The sequence below is a fragment of the Paenibacillus sp. EKM10P genome, assembly GCF_011800655.1.
GTDB lineage: Bacteria > Bacillota > Bacilli > Paenibacillales > Paenibacillaceae > Paenibacillus > Paenibacillus polymyxa.
Window position 1 is genome coordinate 565,441 of sequence record NZ_JAALET010000001.1, and the last position, 22,177, is coordinate 587,617.

General features: G+C 40.8%; 19 protein-coding genes, 1 tRNA gene and 1 pseudogene. 16 read left to right on the top strand and 5 right to left on the bottom strand.

The genetic code is table 11. The annotated features are described in order from the left end of the window. The first annotated feature begins 146 nt into the window (after positions 1 to 146). From HFE01_RS02535 to HFE01_RS02580, 10 genes and pseudogenes are all read left to right on the top strand, one after another. On the top strand, positions 147 to 542 hold the full coding sequence (locus tag HFE01_RS02535; RefSeq protein ID WP_013370043.1) for a hypothetical protein: 396 nt from the start codon (positions 147 to 149) through the stop codon (positions 540 to 542). A gap of 58 nt (positions 543 to 600) precedes the next feature. Beyond that, on the top strand, positions 601 to 1,158 hold the full coding sequence (locus tag HFE01_RS02540) for an SMI1/KNR4 family protein (RefSeq protein WP_107733948.1): 558 nt from the start codon (positions 601 to 603) through the stop codon (positions 1,156 to 1,158). 55 nt (positions 1,159 to 1,213) lie between these two features. Then, positions 1,214 to 1,384 carry a hypothetical protein gene (locus tag HFE01_RS02545; protein WP_016820608.1) on the top strand — a complete coding sequence of 57 codons (171 nt, stop codon included), beginning with the start codon at positions 1,214 to 1,216 and terminating at the stop codon, positions 1,382 to 1,384. Between the two features lie 34 nt (positions 1,385 to 1,418). After that, entirely contained in the window at positions 1,419 to 2,132 is a 714-nt protein-coding gene (locus tag HFE01_RS02550; RefSeq protein WP_107734135.1) for an HAD family hydrolase, read from the top strand. Next, a complete protein-coding gene (locus HFE01_RS02555; protein WP_107733947.1) occupies positions 2,129 to 2,716 on the top strand; it encodes a GNAT family N-acetyltransferase in 588 nt (195 codons plus the stop codon). The genes HFE01_RS02550 and HFE01_RS02555 overlap by 4 nt, the downstream gene beginning before the upstream one ends. A gap of 192 nt (positions 2,717 to 2,908) precedes the next feature. After that, positions 2,909 to 3,390, top strand: a pseudogene (locus tag HFE01_RS02560) (ribosomal maturation YjgA family protein). Positions 3,391 to 3,450: 60 nt separating this feature from the next. After that, the gene (locus tag HFE01_RS02565; RefSeq protein WP_107733945.1) at positions 3,451 to 4,662 is read left to right on the top strand and encodes a rhamnogalacturonan acetylesterase; all 1,212 of its coding nucleotides are present in this window, start codon (positions 3,451 to 3,453) and stop codon (positions 4,660 to 4,662) included. Positions 4,663 to 4,776: 114 nt separating this feature from the next. Then, complete coding sequence (locus HFE01_RS02570) at positions 4,777 to 5,721, top strand: class I SAM-dependent methyltransferase (protein WP_107733944.1); 945 nt, start codon at positions 4,777 to 4,779, stop codon at positions 5,719 to 5,721. A gap of 279 nt (positions 5,722 to 6,000) precedes the next feature. Then, a complete protein-coding gene (locus HFE01_RS02575) occupies positions 6,001 to 6,558 on the top strand; it encodes a hypothetical protein (protein WP_019686628.1) in 558 nt (185 codons plus the stop codon). 30 nt (positions 6,559 to 6,588) lie between these two features. Further along, on the top strand, positions 6,589 to 7,149 hold the full coding sequence (locus HFE01_RS02580; RefSeq protein WP_025364380.1) for a GNAT family N-acetyltransferase: 561 nt from the start codon (positions 6,589 to 6,591) through the stop codon (positions 7,147 to 7,149). Between the two features lie 2 nt (positions 7,150 to 7,151). Here HFE01_RS02580 and HFE01_RS02585 read toward each other — a convergent pair whose 3' ends face one another. Together HFE01_RS02585 and HFE01_RS02590 are read right to left on the bottom strand one after the other, a co-directional pair. Then, a complete protein-coding gene (locus HFE01_RS02585) occupies positions 7,152 to 7,493 on the bottom strand; it encodes a GIY-YIG nuclease family protein (protein ID WP_016820599.1) in 342 nt (113 codons plus the stop codon). A 155-nt stretch (positions 7,494 to 7,648) separates the two neighbouring features. Then, positions 7,649 to 8,407: a DUF2087 domain-containing protein gene (locus tag HFE01_RS02590; RefSeq protein WP_017426616.1), complete on the bottom strand. Its 759-nt coding sequence runs from the start codon at positions 8,405 to 8,407 to the stop codon at positions 7,649 to 7,651. Between the two features lie 359 nt (positions 8,408 to 8,766). On the opposite strand from HFE01_RS02590, the gene HFE01_RS02595 reads away from it, so the two are divergent. The 4 genes from HFE01_RS02595 to HFE01_RS02610 all read left to right on the top strand — a co-directional run bounded on the left by HFE01_RS02595 (position 8,767) and on the right by HFE01_RS02610 (position 18,348). Then, positions 8,767 to 10,785: a hypothetical protein gene (locus HFE01_RS02595; protein ID WP_017426617.1), complete on the top strand. Its 2,019-nt coding sequence runs from the start codon at positions 8,767 to 8,769 to the stop codon at positions 10,783 to 10,785. A gap of 86 nt (positions 10,786 to 10,871) precedes the next feature. Continuing rightward, positions 10,872 to 16,709, top strand: a complete 5,838-nt coding sequence (locus HFE01_RS02600; protein WP_243208120.1) for an RHS repeat-associated core domain-containing protein — start codon at positions 10,872 to 10,874, stop codon at positions 16,707 to 16,709. 112 nt (positions 16,710 to 16,821) lie between these two features. Beyond that, positions 16,822 to 17,469 carry a hypothetical protein gene (locus HFE01_RS02605; protein ID WP_017426619.1) on the top strand — a complete coding sequence of 216 codons (648 nt, stop codon included), beginning with the start codon at positions 16,822 to 16,824 and terminating at the stop codon, positions 17,467 to 17,469. 78 nt (positions 17,470 to 17,547) lie between these two features. After that, entirely contained in the window at positions 17,548 to 18,348 is an 801-nt protein-coding gene (locus HFE01_RS02610; protein WP_017426620.1) for a barstar family protein, read from the top strand. A gap of 531 nt (positions 18,349 to 18,879) precedes the next feature. Here HFE01_RS02610 and HFE01_RS02615 read toward each other — a convergent pair. Further along, positions 18,880 to 19,092, bottom strand: a complete 213-nt coding sequence (locus HFE01_RS02615; RefSeq protein ID WP_016820594.1) for a helix-turn-helix domain-containing protein — start codon at positions 19,090 to 19,092, stop codon at positions 18,880 to 18,882. A gap of 284 nt (positions 19,093 to 19,376) precedes the next feature. Here HFE01_RS02615 and HFE01_RS02620 point away from each other — a divergent pair, with 284 nt between their 5' ends. After that, positions 19,377 to 19,742 carry a hypothetical protein gene (locus HFE01_RS02620; RefSeq protein ID WP_019686635.1) on the top strand — a complete coding sequence of 122 codons (366 nt, stop codon included), beginning with the start codon at positions 19,377 to 19,379 and terminating at the stop codon, positions 19,740 to 19,742. Between the two features lie 85 nt (positions 19,743 to 19,827). Here HFE01_RS02620 and HFE01_RS02625 read toward each other — a convergent pair whose 3' ends face one another. After that, positions 19,828 to 20,136, bottom strand: coding sequence for a hypothetical protein (locus tag HFE01_RS02625; protein ID WP_017426622.1), 309 nt, complete (start codon positions 20,134 to 20,136; stop codon positions 19,828 to 19,830). 130 nt (positions 20,137 to 20,266) lie between these two features. Between HFE01_RS02625 and HFE01_RS02630 the strand changes: the two genes are divergently transcribed. Further along, a tRNA-Pro gene (locus tag HFE01_RS02630) sits at positions 20,267 to 20,340 on the top strand. Positions 20,341 to 20,580: 240 nt separating this feature from the next. Here HFE01_RS02630 and HFE01_RS02635 read toward each other — a convergent pair. Continuing rightward, positions 20,581 to 21,852, bottom strand: a complete 1,272-nt coding sequence (locus HFE01_RS02635; RefSeq protein WP_016820590.1) for an MFS transporter — start codon at positions 21,850 to 21,852, stop codon at positions 20,581 to 20,583. Between the last annotated feature and the right edge of the window lie 325 nt (positions 21,853 to 22,177).

Sequence of the window (22,177 nt, forward strand, 5' to 3'; positions counted from 1 at the left end):
AAGTCATATATTCTGAAAAAAAGACTCTCATATCATCCAAGCTTATTCAGCAACGCCTTGCGGATAGGTCTTGGATTTCTTTTCCTATTGGATTACACTAGAAAGAAGTACATATTTTTGGGAAAGACCAGAGGGGATGATATGAAATGTGGAATCCCTATGAACATAGTAGGCAGCATCCGCACGATTTTATAGTAGAATATCGATTTTACACACCGGAAGAAGGAGGCAGGAAACAACTGCCTATTCAGGGTTATCGCTGCGATTTTTCCTATGAGGGCGACGATATTACAACAACGGGAATTTATGCAATACATCCTGAGTTTGAAGATGAAGAGGGTCAATTGATCATGGATACCAGGCACCCGGTTCACCGGGAAGGTCAGGCAAGAATGTGGATTTTGTTTGGAGAAATGAGGGAAAAGGTACACCGACACCGGATACATGTAGGAACCAGGGGATATTTTATGGAAGGCCCACGCCGAGTCGGTGAAGTTGAAGTTACAAGTCTGGTAGGCCTCTTGACCAATCCGCTAGACTAACTGCTAGAAATCAATCAGAAGGTGCAGTCAGACAGCGAATGGAGGTGTTCAAGCCAAGATGGATATCGCTTATATTATCGATTTATTACGTAAAGACGATGTAACCTTAACCCCAGGCTTATCCACCCAGGAGATTACTGAGGTCGAAGACAGGTATGATATTCAATTTCCGCCCGACTTAAGAGAGCTGCTGATGAACGTTCTTCCAGTCGGTAAAAGCTTCATCCCATGGAGAGATACGTCACCACAGCGGATGGGTGTCATTCGGCAAAGGCTGAATTGGCCGCTTGAAGGTATGATTTTTGATGTAGAACAGAATATGTTCTGGCCTTCCGAATGGGGAGAAAGACCAACAGATTTGCAGGAAGCCGTGGACATATGTAAACGTGAGTTTTTGCGCGTGCCCAAGCTGATCCCCGTCTATGGTCACCGATATATCCCAGAGCAGCCATGTGAAGAAGGAAATCCGGTATTTTCAGTGTATCAAACGGATATTATCGTGTATGGAGAAAGTTTGCAGGAGTATTTCAAGCTGGAATTTGGGGAGAAGACTTACGAACAGATTAATTTTGAGGCGGTAAAAACAGTTCGCTTTTGGAGTGATTTATGTAGCTGAATCGCCGAATCGTTAGGAAATTAAATAAGTCGAGATAAAGGAAGGAGAGACTAAGGTGAAGTTGGAGCAGGATTTGGAAGAAATCAAAGAAAGGTTGACCCAGATCGAGACCAAACTGGAACAAAAGTCGACTTCCAGCAAAATCTTAAAGTACATGATCATCATTTTCCTGTCCATTTTTTTCTTGCTTATTATGATCGGAGTTATTCAATTTGTTTCGAGCTGATCGGTATAAATTTACGGACAGAAAGGAACTTGTTATGTCTATAGAAGCCATTATTTTTGATCTGGATAATACACTGATTCACCGCAAACAGGCATTCGCGGCATATACGGAGCGCTTTATAGAACGATTTATTGTGGCAGAAGAACAGGCCAGCCGTGCGGCGGTCGTTGAACGAATGCGTCTGGCAGATCAGGACGGCTACCGGGATAAAAGGGAGCTGTATACGGAGCTGCATGCAGACCTGAAACTGAAAAATCCCGATACGACAGTACAGGAGATGCTGGGCTTTTGGTATGGTGAATTTCATAAATTTACGGTACTGATGGACGGAGCGAAGGAAGTGCTGTCTGAACTGCGGTCTCGGGGCTTGAAGCTTGGTATGATTACCAACGGTTCACTCCGTACACAGCAGGCGAAGATTGACCGAGTGATGCTGAGAGATTATGTGGATTCCATTATTGTATCAGGCGGAGTCAACGTCGAGAAGCCTAATCCTCGTATTTTCGAGTTGGCACTGAAAGAGCTGGACATTGCCGAACCTGGTCATGCCTGTTACGTAGGCGATCATCCGACGAATGATATTCGTGGTGCGCAAAGTGCAGGGCTGCATACCATCTGGCTGGAAGGCTTTATGACGTGGAATGAAATGGACATTGTACCGGATCATCAGATTGGGAGTCTACGTGAAATCACTGGCTGGCTGGATCGTCTCAGCTATCCATCGAATATGGAGGAGGGGGCATCATGAGTATGGAGCAGCAACCGAATCCCATTCTATTATCGTTCCCTGAACAATTCCAGACAGGGCGATTGACCATACGCGCTCCACAATGGGGCGATGGTGCGGCGGTCAATGAGGCGATACGCGAGAGTGTACATGAACTGCGGCCCTGGCTTCCTTTTGCGAGAAATCTCCCTACGGTAGAGGAATCTGAAATCCGTTCACGCCAAGCCAGACTTAAATTCCTGGATCGATCCGACATGGTGCTGTATATATTTGATACGGCTTCGGGACAATTTGTAGCCAGCAGCGGTCTGCATCGTATTGATTGGGATGCACGAAGATTTGAAATTGGATATTGGCTCAGAACATCATGGACCGGAAAAGGTATTATAACCGAGGCCGTGCACGGTATTACGGATTTTGCCATACAGCATTTGCATGCCAATCGGGTGGAGATTCGTTGTGATTCTAGAAACACGCGCAGCGCCAAGGTAGCAGAACGGGCAGGTTTTACACTGGAGGGAATTTTAAGAAACGTCGAGTATGATGAAGAGGGAAGCATGGCACACCAAATGGTTTTTGCCAAGGTGCGTGGTGTTGAATTTTAGCAAGCGATTGTATGATATTGCGGGGGCTTATTATGATTCATGATATGACGAAAAATACAGACAAGTTGGTGTGCATACAATATGACAGCAGCTTAAGGTTCAGCAATCTTGCAAGCGCTATCCCAAAAGAAGGATTGACAAAGTTTACAGCAGTATTGCGGAGATTTCCAGTGTCAGGAAAGGTAGTTTAGTATGAGAAAACTTCGTAAGAGCAGCAATTGGGAAATTAATCGGGAAATAAAGGGAAAGTTCCACTGGAAGACCCGCGCTGCGTATCTGGTTGCCGTGCTGGTCATGATCTTGTTGGGCTTGGGAAGCAGAGCTTTCTCCACCCGGTTACCTGCATTCGTTGCCAATCACTTTGGGGATGCCTTGTGGGCGTGCATGATTTATTTTGGGCTGAGAATGTTGTGGGTGAATCGTCGGTTGTCTGTAGCCCTTTGGGGCAGTTTGCTGTTTTGCTTTGCTATTGAGTTCAGTCAAATGTACCAAGCTCCCTGGATTAACCACATCCGGGCGACGACCCTGGGCGGCCTAGTGCTGGGCAAAGGGTTTCTGACCGTGGATCTGATCAGGTACACGGTTGGTATTATGATATCCTGGGCACTGGACCAAGGCTGCCAAAGGCTGGCGGGGATCAATAAACGTTAGACGATGACAAACCACTCAAATAATCTGAGAAGCGAGGGTTGCGCTTGAAACAAAAGAGAAAGCGTCACAGGTTGTTCGGTAAGATGGTTGGGTTATGCGCAGGGTTCAGCTTGTTGTTTGCAACCATACTTATTCCAGGGCAGGCATTAGCCGAAAAGCAGCTTGCAGCGCCTCTTCGTTTTGATTTTGGCCCTGGGGATGTAGCAGACGGCTACACCCAGGTCACTGCTAAGGATGCTTACACGCCTGAGCGTGGCTATGGATTTACCGATCTTTCCAAGGTAAATGAAGAGAACCGTGGTGGAAGTGATGCTATCCGCTCAGATTTTGTGCGTGTTCAAGGCTCATCCTTTGTCGTCAATTTACCACCTGCGGATTACACGCTTTCTCTAATTGCCGGAGATACTGCCGGAAACACGGATATTACGGTTAAAGCCGAATCCATTGTTAAAGTAGAGCGTACCGCCAAAACAGCAGGACAATTTGTCGAGGCTGGGTTTGAGCTAGCACTCATCGACGGTCAGCTCGAATTGTATTTTTCGGGAGATGAAGCGAAGATTAACGCCTTGGTTATCACTCCCAATAAAGCTCGAACGGCTGGAGAACATCCTTCCGTATACCTTGCGGGAGATTCTACGGTTCAAACCTACAAATCCTCGATGAAGCCTCAGGCGGGCTGGGGGCAAATGATTGCTCCGTTTTTTACAAATGAGACTATTTTTGTGAACCGTTCTATTGGTGGACGTAGCACGAAGACCTTTTTGGTTCAAGGGCGGTTAGATGATATTTTACGGAATATCCGTCCAGGAGATTATCTGTTCATACAGTTTGGGCATAATGATGCCGCGATCAATAATCAGGAGCGCTATGTTTCACCTGCCGATTATAAAGTTTACTTGAAAACGTACATCCAAGGAGCCACCCAACGCGGTGCGGTCCCTGTGCTAATTACTCCTGTAGGCCGCCGCGATTATGATGCAGCAGGTGCATCGTTTCGGATCAGTTTCCCGGAATATGTGCAGGCGATGAAGGAAACAGCATCAGAGACGGGTGTTGCACTGGTCGATCTTAGTCAATTGAGTGTAGCCTACTATGATACACTAGGCCTGGAAGGAACACTTCCACTGTTTTTACATTTGGAGCCAGGTGTGTATCCTGCATTTCCTGATGGCGTGAAGGATGATACACATTTTCAGGAGTATGGTGCGGAGCAAATAGCCCGCTTGGTAGCCCAAGGGGTTCGTGACTTGAATATTCCTTTATCCTCAAATGTAAAGACGGAGAATCTGCAATAGCACCGAATTTCCATAACCATGATATACTCAGAAAATAAGCTGGCCCTACCCAAACCCAGCATGATTTAGGCTTGGGTGGGGCTTTAATGTTCTGGACTTTAAGGAGGAAGTAGTATGACAGTAGCTCAACTTCATAATCTTATCAACGGTCAACTCCTGCATAATCAGCATCGGAGTTTATTTTATATGCGCGAGGGCTCTGTTCTGTTAGGACCATCAACGGAAATCACGTACTGGCTGACGCAGCGAAGCTCGGAACTGATCCTCATGCTTCAAAGCTTGAAGCGCCAGCATACGTATCATGTTTTTGTGAAGGATGTAGCGGCCCAAATACTGTCCCAGTTTGTAAATACCAATCAGTATCTACATTTTCACACAGATCATGCGAGGGAGCTTACGGAGCTGTATGATCGATTCTTCACCCGGATTGAAAAGCTGTTCCAAAAGAAGTCTATAGCAGGGGCAACTCTGGACTTACTGCTCCAGCAGCATTATAGGCATTTGAGAGATTTTTTAACTCGTACCAATGGACGTGAAGTGTTCGCTAAGTATGCAGAGAATGAATATACCTTTTGGGTACCTTGTGAGGAATATACACCGGAGTTGCAAGCGAATCTGCTAGGATTAGACATTGCTCGTTTGCAAGAGCCTGTTCTAGATGTTGGCTGCGGATCAGAGGCACGGTTGGTTACTTATTTACGTGCCTATGGAATTGAGGCATACGGAACAGATCGGCTGGCTGAAACAGACGGTTGTATCACCCGAGGAGATTGGTTAGCGACTACTTATGAAGAAAGTACATGGGGAACGATCGTTTCACATATGGCATTCTCCAATCATTTTATACATCATCATCTGAAGACAGACGGTAATATTCATGAGTACGCTCATAAATATATGGAATTGCTTAGAGCCATTCGGCCAGGAGGGAGCTTTATTTACAGTCCATGTCTCCTATTCATGGAAGAGCTTTTGGATGCCCGAATGGGGTATCAAGTAGAGTATATCGAGTCCTCTAAAGGTTACAGAGCTACGAAAATAACGCGTATACATTCATAAGTGCTAGTATCAATCATTTGTCAGATTCACTCTTGGAATGGTAGTATAAGGATAGATATTACTCTATTTGGGATTCTGTTAATGATCGGGATTCCCATGACGTTAATTTGATAGCATAGTTGCCCTGAATAATAAATTATTGTATAGATAACGGAATTTTTCAGGGAAGATTAAACCATATTTTCCTAAAAGCCGATATATGGAAATGAGGCGAGAACACACTGTTATTATGCCCGCCGCAAAATGGAGGTATATAATTGGGTTAGGAGAGTAGAAGAAGTGTCCGATTTGTATACGAAAAAAGAAGTAGAAGATTATGTAACGAACGTGGTTTTCGAACGACCTTTAGGTGTAAGCATTGCAGCTATTTTACTAATTTTTAATGGAGCACTCCTGTTGGTGACACAGCTATTGACGCTCAATGCACTAAATGAGGCTTCTACGTTATTAGGCATGTGCAGAGGCATGTTTCAAGGGTTTATCGCGTTGCTTGGCTTGGCAGGAACGGCTGCCGGTATTGGTATGTTGTTCGGTAAGAAGTGGGCTTGGTGGCTGGCATTATTTTATTTTACATATGAGACCATGCGTTATGCGTGTGCAATTCTGTTTATTCCCGATGTCTCCCCAATGTTAGGTGGTGTGCAGCTAAGCCCTGCTCTATACTACGTTAAATATGGTATGCGTATTATTTGGAATTTATTGTTTACATTGTTTATGTGCCGTAGTACGGTAACCAGCTTTTTTCAAACAAGTAAAATCAACAAGTGGAGAGCATGTATCGCATTATTCTTCATCAATGGATTGATGGTGGGGATCGGCTGGTGGTTGACAAGGTAGGTTCTGTGAATGTGAAGGAGGAGATGAATGATGACAATGGAAACGTTTCCGATTCTGGAAACCGATCGGCTTCGTTTAAGACAGCTTACATTAGGAGACGCGAGGGATGTATTTGCCTATTTTTCCAGAGATGAGGTCACAAAATATTATGATTTGGAAAGTTTTACGGAGGTAGAGCAAGCTGAGAAATTTATTCGTTCCATGCTAACCAGATACGAGAAGCAAGCGGGTTTTCGTTGGGGAATTACGTTAAAAGAAGCTCCTGAGCAGGTGGTGGGTACAATTGGATTTCATAACTGGCAGAAGGAGCACTCTCGTATTGAAATTGGCTATGAGCTGGCGCCGGAATATTGGCAACAAGGGCTGATGACAGAAGCGTTGAGAGCGGTAGTGGATTATGGCTTTCAATTGCCGCAGGTTCACCGTATAGAAGCCTTCATTGATCCAGATAACGAAGGCTCCAGACGGCTGCTGCTCAAAAGTGGCTTTACTAAAGAGGGTCACCTGAGAGATTACTTCTATGAAAAAGGTCAGTTTGTTGACGCTGTTGTTTTTGGCTATCTTCGGACGGAGTTTCCCGTAAAGCAGTAAGTTTATAAATATCCTTTGTCTCCGTAAGGCTGGAGTCGATCAAGCCAGGTCTGCTCCAGCTTTGCCAGTGCATCTTTGACATCAAAGAATTCCGAATCTTTTTTCTTCAAAACGTCCAGCACTTCAAATTCAAACGAATCTTCGCCATATTCATTCCATTCCTGTTGTAGTGGTTTGTTCTTAAATCCACCCATTTGCAGCTCAAAACGCCGTCCATTCAGCGACTTTAAATTCGGCGTGGAAGCGACAAAAATTTTCCCATTGCGTGTATTGCGAATACAATAGATTCCTGCCTCTGTCTTCATCTCCATGTATTGCTGAACTAGTTCTTTTCTTCGATCCATTGTCCAATCCTCCTATTTGAGCATTTTGCATAAATCCCAAGAGCGTTTTCAAATCAGCAATGTATAGATCGAAACGCTTTAGTTCGTCTATATATTGTACCTACGAGCGTCGAGAATCGAATTATGCAAAATGCTGATTTTATAAGCGCCTAGCTTCAAGATTCCTTCAACCAATATTCACTGCCATCCGGTTTGCGATCCAATAGACCGTATTCAATCATATATCTTCGCACCGTGACATAATCGTCATATACTTCCTGTAAAATCGCATTGATATCTTTCTCATGATATATTTGTCCCTTTACAAAACGGTCTGCAATTTCACGCAGCACAATCAGCTTGTGCTTTTCTTGCATTTTAAAGGTCTTTAGGCGCCCGTCTGTACCCTTCGGAAAATACTTCGTGAGTACCTTTTGCCTCTCGTCTTCCGTAATGTTGTAGCGTTCATCTACCATCCGTGCTCGTACGGGTACGTCTACCATGGCGGGAGCGTGATGGTCTTTCTCCTTTAACAGTTCCATTAATGTGAGAAATACTTTGGCCTGTCGTTCTTTTTCCTTGAGACCAAAGCGATGATTGCGTATGGTGGATGCGCTGCCGATTCCGGTTTCCTTTTGAATGTCCGCATCGCCCATGCCTTGATAAAATAACTGAAGTAACCGATTCTGGTGATCCGTCAGTCCGGTCAGCTTTTTGTCCAGACCGATCAAATAGTCAAAGACCGAACCGTACGTCCGCTCAATGTGAAGACGCATATACCGTTCCGCGTCATAAAATACCCCTTGATCCTGATATATGATGCCTTGTTCATATCGTTGTCCGTCCAAGAGGCAAATTACCTGCTCCCCTTGGCGAATATATCCACGCTTCAGTTCTTCGATACCAGCATTCCAGAATAGTTCGGAATGGTCCATTTTAGCAAACACCTCAATTGAATGACGATTATTTTATAGACAATATAACATTTTGTTTATTTTAAATCAATGGATGGGATGAGTGTGAGGACGTTTTTCACTATTCAAATTTATATAATGTATAAAAAAGAAGGTTATTATTTTAAACATAATTTATGGCAATTTATAAATATTTATATACTTTTCTTAATTTCGACAATCTTCGCTATATACAAATTTAATACGACATTGTTATCATATGTAAATCAAAATATATTTTTTGGAAAGAAGGCGGAATGTGGTTTATTTATAAATTGTTTTTATTTTTAATATTCTTCTAACTAGGCATTATCACTATATACAAGGGGATGATTTTAAAAATGAAATTTTTTATAAACGAAGTGAGGCAGCGAGGGAAGGGAAAGACTGCTAGGCCATTCATTTTAACAATGCTTGGTTTATTTGTTTTTTTATCTCCATGGAGCGTAGCTGTGCTTCCTCAAGCAGTAGTGTCAGCAGCATTTACGGGTGGGATACCAGACTTTTATCCACCACCAGACCGGGGAGGATCAATTGGACCTCCTGAAGAAAAGCCAACGCCTTCAGAACCATCATCTACCCATGAAACTGTAACGTTGTCGGATGGTTCGATTGTACATGTACAGGCGAATTCTTATTACATAAGCCTGACTCGCAACAATGTTGTCATCTATTCTAAGGATCTTGGGGCTGCATTATCGGCTAAACTTTACAGTGCTTCTGCATCTTCCAATAATGCAATAACAGTCTACTACTTTTATATTAATGAGAATAATGGAGCCAAATCCTCGGGAAGTTTTACGTACTCAGGGGTTGTCTTAACCACTCCAGCCAGTCCACATATAAGTTCCAATATTACAGGGACGACGAATCAAAATGTCTTTATCCAATTGGATGGAGTACCTAGTAATTATAAACGAGAATATAAAATTGGTGCGAACGGTACGTGGACCCCATATAGTAGCCCATTTCAAGTATCCGACAACACGACCATTTTTGCTCGTTGTACAGATAATTACGGGAATATAAGCGCTGAAAACTCATTGGTGATCAACAATATTGATAGAATACCTCCTGCCCCACCGTCATTCAATCATAGCCCTGCGAATGAAATAGCAAATAATATAAAAGTGACAATCAACTATCCTTCTGATGCATCAACAAGGGAATACCGTGTCAATCAAAGCGAATGGAAAGTGTACAACTCTCCCATTGATATTAATGAGTATGGAACGCATATACAGGCACGGGCAACAGATATTGCTGGAAATGTTTCGCAAGTCACAGAATCGGTCATTAATTTGATTAATAGAGCGCCAGTAATGATTAAGGGTATTCCAGCTACCAAGATTGAAATGGATGAGGGAGCTCCAGTTAGGGATTTATCTGAATACTTTGCGGATCCTGATCAGCAGCAACTTCGATATTCTGTTGCGAATTCTAATTCATCTGTTGTTATACATCAATTGGCTAAGGACTCAAAAGGAAATACCTCGATACTGAATTTGCAACCTCAAAGCTCGGGAGAATCGACGATAACAATAACAGCCACAGACCCGTTAGGTAAGTCTGTATCGCAGAATTTTGTTGTAAAAGTTTTGGATACCAGATATGTAGAACAATTAGCCAAAGCTACAGCAGCGGTGGTCCAAGCCGAGACAACCCAATTACAAAATGATGTAAATGCAGCTGTAGAGCTAATAAATAAGCTACGTGACCCAGATAAAGGAAAGCTCGTTGAAAGAGTAGTAGCAATACAGAGAAGCATTGATACGAAAGCTGCCTATACTGAACAATTAACGACAGCTACACAGGCAGTTGAAAAAGCAGAATCTTCAAAATTACAAACGGAGATTAATATGGCACGAGCTCTAGTGATAAATCTAAATGATTCAGACAAAGCACAGCTTAACGGACGATTGGATCGTATACCAGCTATTGACGATTTGCCCAAGGATATAACAAGCCCTTCCAAACCTAAGAAGTTAGCAGGCTCCAGACCTATGCCGAACAGCATTATTCTAACTTGGGGAGCATCTACCGATGATGTTGGAGTCGTTAGCTATGATGTTTATCGTAATGGTCAGATGATAGGCAGCACCAAGGAATTAACCTTTCAAGTCGACCAATTAGAACCTCAGAAAATATATATGTTTGCAGTAAAAGCCAAGGATGCGGCTGGTAACTATTCAGAGTTTAGCAATAGTGTTAAAAGCGGATTATCCAGAAAGTATAAATATATTTATGATGCTAATGGAAGACTCGAGTATATTGAACAGGATGGCCAGGTGGTTTTCCAATATCAATATGATCCTAATGGTAACTTGATACAGATTATAAAAGTGAACAAATCTCAATAAATGATATGTATGTAACTCAATTTTAAGTCGGGAATGGAGAGAAGAACTTGCGATTTAGAACAATAAGACGTCATATAGCAATAATTATGATTATCACATTTATTTTCAGTACAATTAGCGGCATTGTTCCTCCAAATGTGTTCGGTGCAGGAAATGATAGTTCGCAATATTCGGCGGATCAAATGGCTGCCCGATTTGGAGTCACATCATCTTTTCTTTCGGAACAACTAAGAAAAGGTTATTCATTAAATCAAATTTATACAGCGTTATATATGGCTGAACAGGATCATATAAGCTACGAGCAGGCAGTAGCTTCGTTATTTCCTTCAGAGGAAAACCAGTCACAGACTGTAACAAGTGACGTATATAATAAGCTATCGGATGCTCCATTAGATAACCTAATTTCTCATAATGTTACAGATGATGTTTATCCAACAGATGATCCTGCTCCTACGAACGAAGTCACTGAAGATGTATATAAGACGGATTTTCTGAAACTAAATCTCATGGCTAATGTGCCCCAGCTTCCACCTATCAGAGAGGAAGCGCCTGTTTACAATAAATCTTCTTTTAATGAAGCACCTTATTCTGTTGGCGACGATAAAGAATCGATATCCACTTTATCAGGCAGTTTATCGCTGAAAAATACAGATTTAACTCTGCCTGGACGAAATGGTCTTGGCTTTTCTTTGACGCGTCAATATGATACGAACCGGGCTCAATTTTTTGACAAAGGCGCTGAAATTGTTGACAACAGTGCTGCTGTGCAAAATTATTATGTTTACTTTAAGGCGATGATGAAACCTGTTACCAAGTCGTACAAGGTAGCCTATCAGCAGAAAAGATGGATGCAAGAGGACACAGACGGTGATGGTAATGTTGATGTGAATACCTATAATCTTCAGCCGGAAACAAAAGTTATAGGCACATACACAACTTATGAGGCTGCTAGTCAAGCGGCGGGACAAAAAATAACCTATACTACACCTTCGGAATCCAGAACAGAAACAGATTATAGAAGAAGTAAATCCAGAAGCGATTTTGTTAGTTCCATAAAATATGATCATCATGGATTTAAAGGGACTCTTTCTCAAAGTGGTTCACCTTATGTTATTTCTGGGAGCGAATCTCAGCCTGTTTCTATGGGTGCAGTTGATTCGTGTAGTTTTTTTGGTATGGGATCTTACAACTCACAAGGGTACTATTCTGGTAGTAGTATTACAAACTGTGGTAATTCAATGTCTTACTCTTCTGCTAATGGATTTAGTGGGACACTTTATGCCTACAATACTTATTATTCTTCGACTTGCCCAAGTTATGATAGTTCTAGAGCAAATTCTATATGCTATGTATCAGGGACTAAATATTACAAAGGATCTGTTTCAAAACCAGGGTATGATACCCGAGAATGGAGGCAAGATTATAGCGGAACCGTTACTAAGCCCGGTTATACAAGCGATATTGGTTATAGCGAGTGGACTAGTAATGGAAAAGGCGGAAGAACAAGAACAGCCTTTACCATGGAAGGCTCACCGCAAATTGAAACGATTGTTTCAGAGGGGCTCGAAACGGCTGTTCGTCGACAGACAGCCCTGTTCGCAACGATTGCTGAGGCTGAGCATTATAGGGATTTAATCAACAGCAATCCTCAGGCTGAAATTCCGGGTGACGATGGGAATAAATATTATATTGCAGCAGATGCGGATGCTACCGTTTTTGCTGAGATTGTAGCCTATCAACCTTCATTTATTTTTCAAAACCGTACTTATCCTGCCATGGAAGATCAATTGAGCCCTCTTGGCAAGGGGTGGTCATGGAATTTACCTTATGTAGAAACCAAGGAGAGTAAGCAGTACATACACTTGGGGGATGGTGGCAGCTATGAAATTGAGGGCGACCAGCTAAAAAGTTACGACTGGAAAGGACTGAGCTTCACTCCTGATACTTCAGTAACAGTTAATGGAGAAAATTCATCAAATGTATTAACTTCTGTTGATGGAACGAAAAAACAATATTTCTCCAAAGACGGGCAGTTGCTACAAATTGAAGATGCATATCATAACACGATAAAGTTCAATTATGAACTCAATGCTACTTATAAACGCAAATTGCTTAGTAAGGTAGAAGATGCGATCGGCAACTCGATTGATATTCAATATACGGCTACAGATGTTACTTTGTTTAAAGGAAACCGCACAGTTGTCTATCATAAACATACAGAACAAGGTGTTGAATTACTGGATTCAGTGACAGATGCCGCAGGCAGAAAAACGACATATTCCTATACATTAGCACCGGCCAAGTTTAATTTGAGCGCGTCACATCCAGAGAGACAAATCTCTAATCCATACGCTTTGTTAACCAAGGTATTTCATCCTACTGGAGCTTCCACTTTATATACTTATGAAGACCAGCCAGTAAAACGCTATATTGGCTCCAATTCGGTAAACGAAGCATATAGAGCAGTCTCACGTGTAGATCAAATCACATATGAAAACAATCAAACCGAAAACTATAATCGGGAAACGATTCATTATAATTCCGATATGGGTGAGAGCTATGTAAAAGATACTTCGTTCTCTACTGTAACAGACAATGGATTAGTTCGTTCGACCTTCAATTATACTAAAAAGTTTATTAGTGCAGAAACGCCACCACAGTATTACTTGGATCAATCTGTGGTTAAAGCAGGGGATTCTGAAAAGAGTACAGCTTATCAATACGGCAAGCAGGTGACAGGCAAAGCTTATACGGTACCTGTTCCAACCCGCACCTCGTCCAGCAATAATCAAAATGGAGACGTTTTGACAACTGCTGCTGAATATGATGATTACGGTAATATGACAAGCTCAGTGGATGAAAAAGGTTCACAAACTGCGTATACGTATGACGACAAGCATAGGATTAAAACCGTTACAGAACCGATTGATTCTAATAGCACTGGAGTTACAGAGTACACTCGAAACCCACAAGGGAAAGTAACACAGGTCGTCGTCTCAAAGGATCATTCTGGGGGAGAACTACTACAAAAAGTAAATTATTCAGGTATTGATGCTTACGGAAATACAACGATTCAGACGATTGCCAACGGTAACAAGTCCGTGACTACAACCACGGAATACAGCAGTGGCTATGATCATGCTTTTCCTACGAAACAAAGTGTTGAGGTTACAAATATTGATGGAGAAAAATCTACGGTAACCATTCAGTCAGAGTATGATAAATCAACTGGTTTAATCACTTCCTCGCTGGATGGGAAAGGTCAGAAAACTGAGTATCAATATGATGATCTTGATCGCGTAAAAGCTGTAACTTATCCGGATGGTAAAAGCATTCGAGCAGCCTACGATGATCTTGAGAACACCGTAACGGTTACGAATGAGCTGGGCATACGAACAAAAACACGTTACAATGCTTTGGGTTGGAATATCGAGTCAGGCCTGTATGAAGGTAACGATTATGTGATCAAGTCTAAATCAGCTTATGACGCTAACGGCAGATTAGTATCCAGTGAAGATGCGCTTGGGCACCTGACGCGTTATGGCTATGACGCTTGGAGCCGGACAACGTCAACAGCCTACGCGGACGGATCACAAGCAGTAGTCGAGTATAATGATGCTCTTCGTCAAGTAACTCAACGAGATGGCGAGCTTAATGAACAAATTCAAATCTACGATAAATGGAATCGTCTGGTGCAAAACAAAGAAAAATCGGCAATGGACGGTATTGAAAAAATAACTTCCAAAGTAGAGTATGATGCTGTAAACGACCAGATTTTAAAACAAACCGATGCCAATGGTAATGAGACTCAATTTTCTTATAATGCCTTGGGTAATCAAACATCTGTGACGGAGCCAAACGGTGAGACGACGAAGTATACTTACAACATGCTAGGTAATCTCACTCAAATTACGTATCCGGATGGTCATGCCAAGGTGAAGGCGTATGATGAACTGGGTAGAGTAATTCAAACTAAAGATGAGGAAAACCAGGTTGAGAAGCGTTATTTTGATACCAATGGGAACTTATCCAAGAAAACAGACCGCAATGGGAACGTCACTTCATTTGAATATGATAGCCGTAATCGATTAAAGTCGCGTGTAGGAAAAGATGAAACGGTCAGCTATGTATACGATGCTGCGGGCAAACGCTTAAGTATGACAGATCAGACGGGTACAACATCCTATGCGTATGATCCATATACGGAGCAACTAAACACCTTGTCTTACCCGGATGGTCTAAAGCTTTCTAATCAGTATGATGCTAATGGAAATCGAACCGAAATGACAGGACCATTTGGCGAGCAAGTAAACTATACGTATGATCAATTGAACAGATTGAAGACCGTAGGCATCACAAAAGATAAGCCTATTTCGGAATATTCCTACACCAAAAATGGATTACTGGATTCAACAGTATCTGCAAATAATTATCGCCAGCAAAACAAATATAACGGGATTGAGTTAGTTGAATTAAAGCACACACGATCTGATGCGGAAACGAACAGCTTTCAATATAGCTACGATCCAGGTAAGAATATTACGAAACGTACTCAAAATGGTATAGAGGATTTATTTACGTATGATAAGCTGAATCGGATTGCTACCTCCACCGAAAATCAGGATGCTTATTCGTATGATGCCAGAGGGAACCGTCTTACGATGGAAACGGAGAGAACTCCACATACCAAACCGCGTGAGAACAGTTTTGACGATCAGAACCGATTGACTCAAGTCAAGGTTGACGGAAAACTTGTAGAGTACCGATACAATGGTGATGGGTTGCTGACAGACCGTGTACAGGATGGCGTTCATACCCGATACTACTACGATGGAAACAGCGCCCAAATCATAGCAGAAGCTACGATTGAAAATGGAAAGCCTGTTTTAAAAGCTAATTATATTCGAGGGCTAAAATTAGACGCTATAGCCTATGCGGATCAAACGGAAGCCTATCCTGTCTATAATGGTCACGGAGATATTATTGAAATCAGGGATTCCTCCGGATCCTTGCTGAATCAATATCAATATGATATCTGGGGCAATGAAGAGGTCAAGGAAGAAAAAGTTCACAACCCATTCCGGTATTCAGGCGAATTATGGGATGATACAACGGAATTACAATACCTTCGTGCCAGATGGTATGATCCTGATAGTGGAAGATTTATTAATGAGGATACGTATGAGGGCGAGATTAATGATACATTGAGTTTGAACTTATATACGTATGTGAAAAATAATCCGTTGAGCTATGTTGACCCAAATGGGCATGATGCGATTATTATTACAAATCCTGATCTTGCAGTTGGATTGGGGCATACTTCAGCATTGATTCAGGATAAAAATAAAATTTGGTCTTATTTTTATTGGGGAGATAAAAATGTACAGTATGAGCAGATCAAAGATTCTAAAGCTTTAAAAAGCTTGGAAAATTTAAATAAATGGGGACTGGAAAACAATAAATTGGCCGGGTTTGCTAAATCAGGTTATACAAAATCCACCTATATAAAGGGGGATTTTAGCAAAAGCTCTGAAAAGGCCGCATCCCTAGCGAAAGATTATCCCTTTAGTGGCAAGAATAGCGGATATGCATTTATAGGATCAAGTTGCCTTGACATGACAGTACAAATACTTTCACTAGGTAAGTTGTACAACGGAACTAGTGCATCTAGATTTTTTGATGGTATTTGGAGCGATGAGACAACAGGAGACCAAATTCCCAATAATGCTGCTAAGGAATTTAAAAGTACCTTTTATAACAATGCTTTTACAATAAGTGAGTATAATAAACAATTACATGATTCCTATGATTCATATTCACGCATGGGCTGGTTAAATAGCAAAATAAACTTTGCTCAATTTAATATGTATCGAATTAATATATTATTGGAAAGAACAGATTTACCAGGGGCTATTGATCTTTAACAGTGTTCTCCATAAGTAAGAATTATATTATTAAATAATTGGTAATCTGAGTAGAATTTTCGTATTCTACTCAGATTACCAACATGGTATTTATTAAAAGGAGGGGTAACGAGTGCTAAAAAAAGGGTTTTGGTTAATATTAATTATTGTAATTTTATACATATTTGTTTCAATTACTACAGGAAGTCCGATAAAAAGAGTCCAATTCCGGAGTGACGTAGCTGACTACCTACATAAAATGTACACTATGCACTGGAAAATTGACTCAGTAGATTATGACCTTAAGAATGATAAATTTATAGCTAATGTGATCTCTGGCTCAGGGATTTCTTTTTTGGTGGATGAAGACTATTATGGGCAAATGATGGATAACTATGCCTGTTCTATTTGGATGGATGAGGTAAAAACAGCCGTGACCAAAACAGTAAAGGAAGTTACAGGATCAGATGCAGAAGTGATAGTAGATATATATAGTCTTGGAAGTCATACTATAATATACCGCGATGAAATCCCAAGCTATTCTACTGTTAGCCGAGCATTCTCATCAAACGCTACAATTCTTATTAAAGGTAACTTCTCAACCATTCATTATCTGCAAGAGATGTTGGAAATAAAGCAGTGGATTGTTGAAAAGAAGTATGATGCTTCGTTAACATTTAAGTCCGAGAAGGAGAAAATTTATTTTGCAATACCTGCAGAAGATCTAAAAAAAATAAAAAGTATAGATGACTTTAAACCTTATCGGCTTCAAAATAATTGATTATTCTACCTAGGAAGCTAAAAATGATACCTTAAATGCTACATTCTTTAAAATTATTGTGAGGAGATATGATACAAAATGAGGCAGAGATTTGCTGTCATGGATGATGAAAGTGGGCTTACAGTTGGTTATTGTCAAGATGTGGTTGGGCTAACGGGTGATATTATGGTCGAAACGTATGAAAAGGTCATTTTTGAACAATTTGTCTTTAATGAGGAATTCATAAGAAACATAGCAAAGACAAAACAATCTGTATCCAACTTGTACATTGTCATTTTAGATGATGAAGAAAAAGGGATTGGAAGCTATCATTATCATTTACCTGAATCCTTTATAATCCATAAACTAAATTACAATAAAGGAAACTTCAATCTGGAACTAACCGGTATACTTGAAACGAAACCCTCTCCTGTTGAATTAAGATTATGGGAGTTCTTAAAGTGCTCTCAGTCGCTTGAAAATAATATATGGCAAGGCTTTTCTAACGAAGAACGGTCTGGATGGCTAAACGTGACTAGAATACATTCTGCATCTAATCATTTTGCCAGACCGGATAAACGAGGAGAAGTCTACACCTTAGACGGGGAACACATATTTGATTTTACAACATTTTTTATAGCACTTGGTGAAGCGATTAATGGGCCCGGAGGGTACTTTGGATTTAGCTTGGACAGTATATCGGACTGTCTTTGTGGAGGTTTTGGGGCAGTAGGACCGTTCACGATCCATTGGAAAAACGCACATTATTTCTTGGAAAGATTCGAGGAAGAATGGGATCAAGAAGAAAGAAGTTATGGATTTTCACCACAGCAATATTTTATGGATCTTTTAACGATCTTAGTATCAGGTGGTGTCACCGTGAATTTTTCTTCGAATTAAGATAGCAAAGCAAGAAGGGATTTTGAAATGGAATATAAATTAATGCAACCACCTTTTTGCACATAGATATTTGGGAATGGTATCTAGGGAATGTACAGATTCAAAGTGAAAGTGCTTTGGAGTTAGAAGCGGATCATTCAGGAACCAAAGTCTTATTTTAGCGTAAATCGTCCTGTTATCACTGGTTTGTCTAAGGAAATAGATATGGATGTGATCATGATCTTAACGAATAAAATGTATCGAGTTTTAGACGGTGATCGTAATCCTAATCCTTTATTGGACATTTATCATACGTGGGAAAAATATATTTAAAATTACCTTATAGAAAGGGATTACGGTGTGAAATCTAATTGAGTGGGAAGATCGGTAAAAAAGTACTTTAAATATTATACAAAAAACAGAGAGCCCTTAACATGTTAACGGCTCTCTTCGTCGTCTTCTGGCAAGTATTCGATCAGTTCACCAGGGAGTACGCCATGGGTTCTAAACCTAACTGAAACAGTTTCTCATAACAAGAGAAGTGCCATTTTACTAATTTGTATCATCCTCTACATACTCGATAACATCTTGAACATGGCAATCTAGAGCTTTACAGATTTTATCCAGCGTATCAAATTTCACACCGTCTGTTTCTTCGTTGTAAAGTTTGGTGATTCCGTTTCTATGTAATCCAGTCATGCGGGAAAGCTCGGCAATATTTATCCGTTTTTCACCCATAATACGGGAAAGATGAATCTTTATCATATTTTCCTCCAGCTTAATGCATTCTATAGTGTTAAAAAGAAACATCAAAGTATTGACAATAAACACTGTTGGATGTATTCTGAAAACAACAAAAGTAACACTGTAATGTGCATTTAGTTTGTTGAAATGTTATTTGTGAACGTTGTAGTAATATGCCTATCGTATCAAAAGGTTTTGCAATTAGCAATTAATTATCGTTCAACAGCCTAGTTTGAAAAACTACCTGTAAAAGAAAGCTTATTGGCAAATAAGAAACTTTGAACAAAGGAATGGAGCGAGGATGTATGACAGAATCGGTAATAGAATTGGAGCGGGTATCCATGGTACAGGGGCCGTATGATTACCCTCATATGTATGAGATATTTGAAGGAGTTCTTTATGACTGTCAATATTTCTTTTACCTCGAAAATGGCATACTGTGTTTGCGCCATGTGAAGAAGGTGGAGCAGTCATATCATACGCATCTTTACCTGGATGGAGAGAGCGGAGGCTTGCAACTGGCAGAGGGTGTACAAGGGGAAGTTATGCAAGTTGTCACGGAGATTATCGAACGCTTACGCGCGAAGGATGGACTGACATTTTTATTCGATGAACTGCTGTGGTTATATGGTAGGGGCCCCATTGAATTAAACCTTCTTAAAAAAGGATGAAATGACTCCAGGCAGCAGGCAACTTGCTACAAAAAAATGATCCTAATGTTTTACATTATTGAATTTTCCATATATGAAAAAAGGCTTATGATTTTAGCGAATGAATCAATTGATGACTAATAAATATAAGTGGGTCGTGAGTTAAGCTAATTAAGTCCTGCACAACAGCACTAACAGGAAAACTAAATCCCCAATCAGCTCCGAATAATATTTTTTGCTGTTGCTCAGATGTAGGTGGCTGAGGTTCTTCCAAGCCATATTGCTCTGCTAGTCTCTCTTTCGTTTTTTGATCTATGACAAGTTCATCCTGTGCAAAGGTATAGCACATAGGATTGCTTAATTGTACTAAAAAAAGTAATAATGCTGCGGAAATGATTATTTTTTTGCTCTGCATGGTTAGCTCCTGTGATCTCAGATTTTAGTCTATACTTTTTGCGTCACTCAGACTAAATTATGCCTTTACAGGCTTTTATGACCAGATTATAATGGTAAATAACAGCAACGGTTTACATACACTGGTTCATCGGGGTATAGCGCAGCTAGGTAGCGCGCACCCTTGGGGTGGGTGAGGTCGTGGGTTCGAATCCCGCTACTCCGATTATAATCCAAATGTCCTGCAGGTGCGGATAGTGCGCCTGCCGGGCATTTTTTTGTATATTACATACTCTATCAGTCTTTGTCTCTACTGGGTTTTGACGAGATAGTCGTAGACAACAAATGTATGTACTTGTGAAGTATTGAGGGGAGATAGGATGAAGCCACTTCTGCACGGGATTCGGAAGCAAAAGTGGCAAATCAACAATCTCTCAATGCTGCCATTTATGATTTTTTAATTTACCTATAGAGATTCCTGAAGGGTCTTAGAAGAAGTGCTGTAATCAGCATAACGGGGAAGCACAATAGTGTAATATATGCCTACCATAACGGTACAGACCCCTACTAATAAAAACAAAAGCTCAATTGAAATAAATGAAGGAAAGCTTACAGCAATGAAACCTAATGTAAGTGACTGGGACAGCATCATTAACGGATTAATCAAACCTTGCACACGTCCCATCATTTGAGGATCTACAATACGAGGCAGCCATCCTCCTATGCCGATGTTAATGAATGGAAGGATCAGTGCAATGACAAAATTGATAATCAGAAAAGCATAGAGGTGATTAACAAATCCAAGTATGCACATACCTATTCCGGCAACCAGAACTCCGGCTGCAATCATTTGGTGTAGCTTTAGCTTGGCGGAAATGAGCGAAGCGATTAGGGTACCAAGCAACACACCAGCCCCAAAAATAATACCTGTCCAAACCATATACTGCTCATAGTTACCTGGAGCTAGCTTATATTTAAGAATAAACATCGGTAAAACGCTAAAGCCACCATTTAAAATACCGAACATAAAAAAGCCTGAAACCAACCAAAGCAATAGTCTGTTGCGTAATATGTAAAGAAACCCTTGTTTAAAATCGATCATGACCAGTTTGAATTTTAATTGTTTAAATTGATGTGCCCCGTTCGGAAGGCGTACTTCCTTGGGAATTTTGCAGGAACGAATAAGCAGTGCAGAGACAATAAAAGAAACAGCATCAATGAGGATGGCTCCAGTAATTCCAAGGTGCCAGTAGACGACGGCCCCCAAAGTTCCTCCAAATAACATGAAAAGACTCCCCATCATTTGATTGAGGCCTGCGGCAATGGTGTAATCTTCTTCGTTTAATATCCCCTGTATAATGGCACTTTCGGCTGGGAAGAAAAATTTGGAGGCAGCACTACGGATGAAGAGAAGGGCAAATACCAAAGGAATCGAATCGACCCAAATAAAAATAAGTAAGCATAAAGATAAAAAAGCGCTAATCCAGTCACAATTAACAGCAATTTTTTGTCTGTCCATCCGATCTGCCAGCACTCCAACCACGAGAAATACTACCAGCATCGGGAGCGAATACATTAACTCGGCAAGTGTTGCATAGTAAGGCTGATTTGTAAACCGTTTCAACAAATAAAACATGAATGCAGTAACCCCGATAATTCCCCCCATTTGTGAGGCGAAGGTTGCCAGAAAAAACCTGACATAATTCTTGTTTCTGAGTATTTGTTTTAGTCCAGTCACAGTTCCATCCCTTTCGCTTTCAAAGCGGTTTTTAGATGCCTAAGTAAAATAATAGTGAAAAGTAGGAAAATTGTACAGAAAAGTGACTTTAATGTCACTTTAAGTTTGAATTTGCATCGTAACGGCCATCTACCATTTTTAATTTTGCTGTCAACGATAATCATAGTGGGTTGGACTGGAAAGTTGTTTTTAACGTTTGGCGTAGTATGAGAGCAACATAACTTAAATAACCAGCCGTCGGTTGATATCCGGTGGCTGGTTATTTAAGTTGCCAAGTGTTTGATTCCTGAAATTAAATATCATCTCCATTGTGGTTTTGCCCATA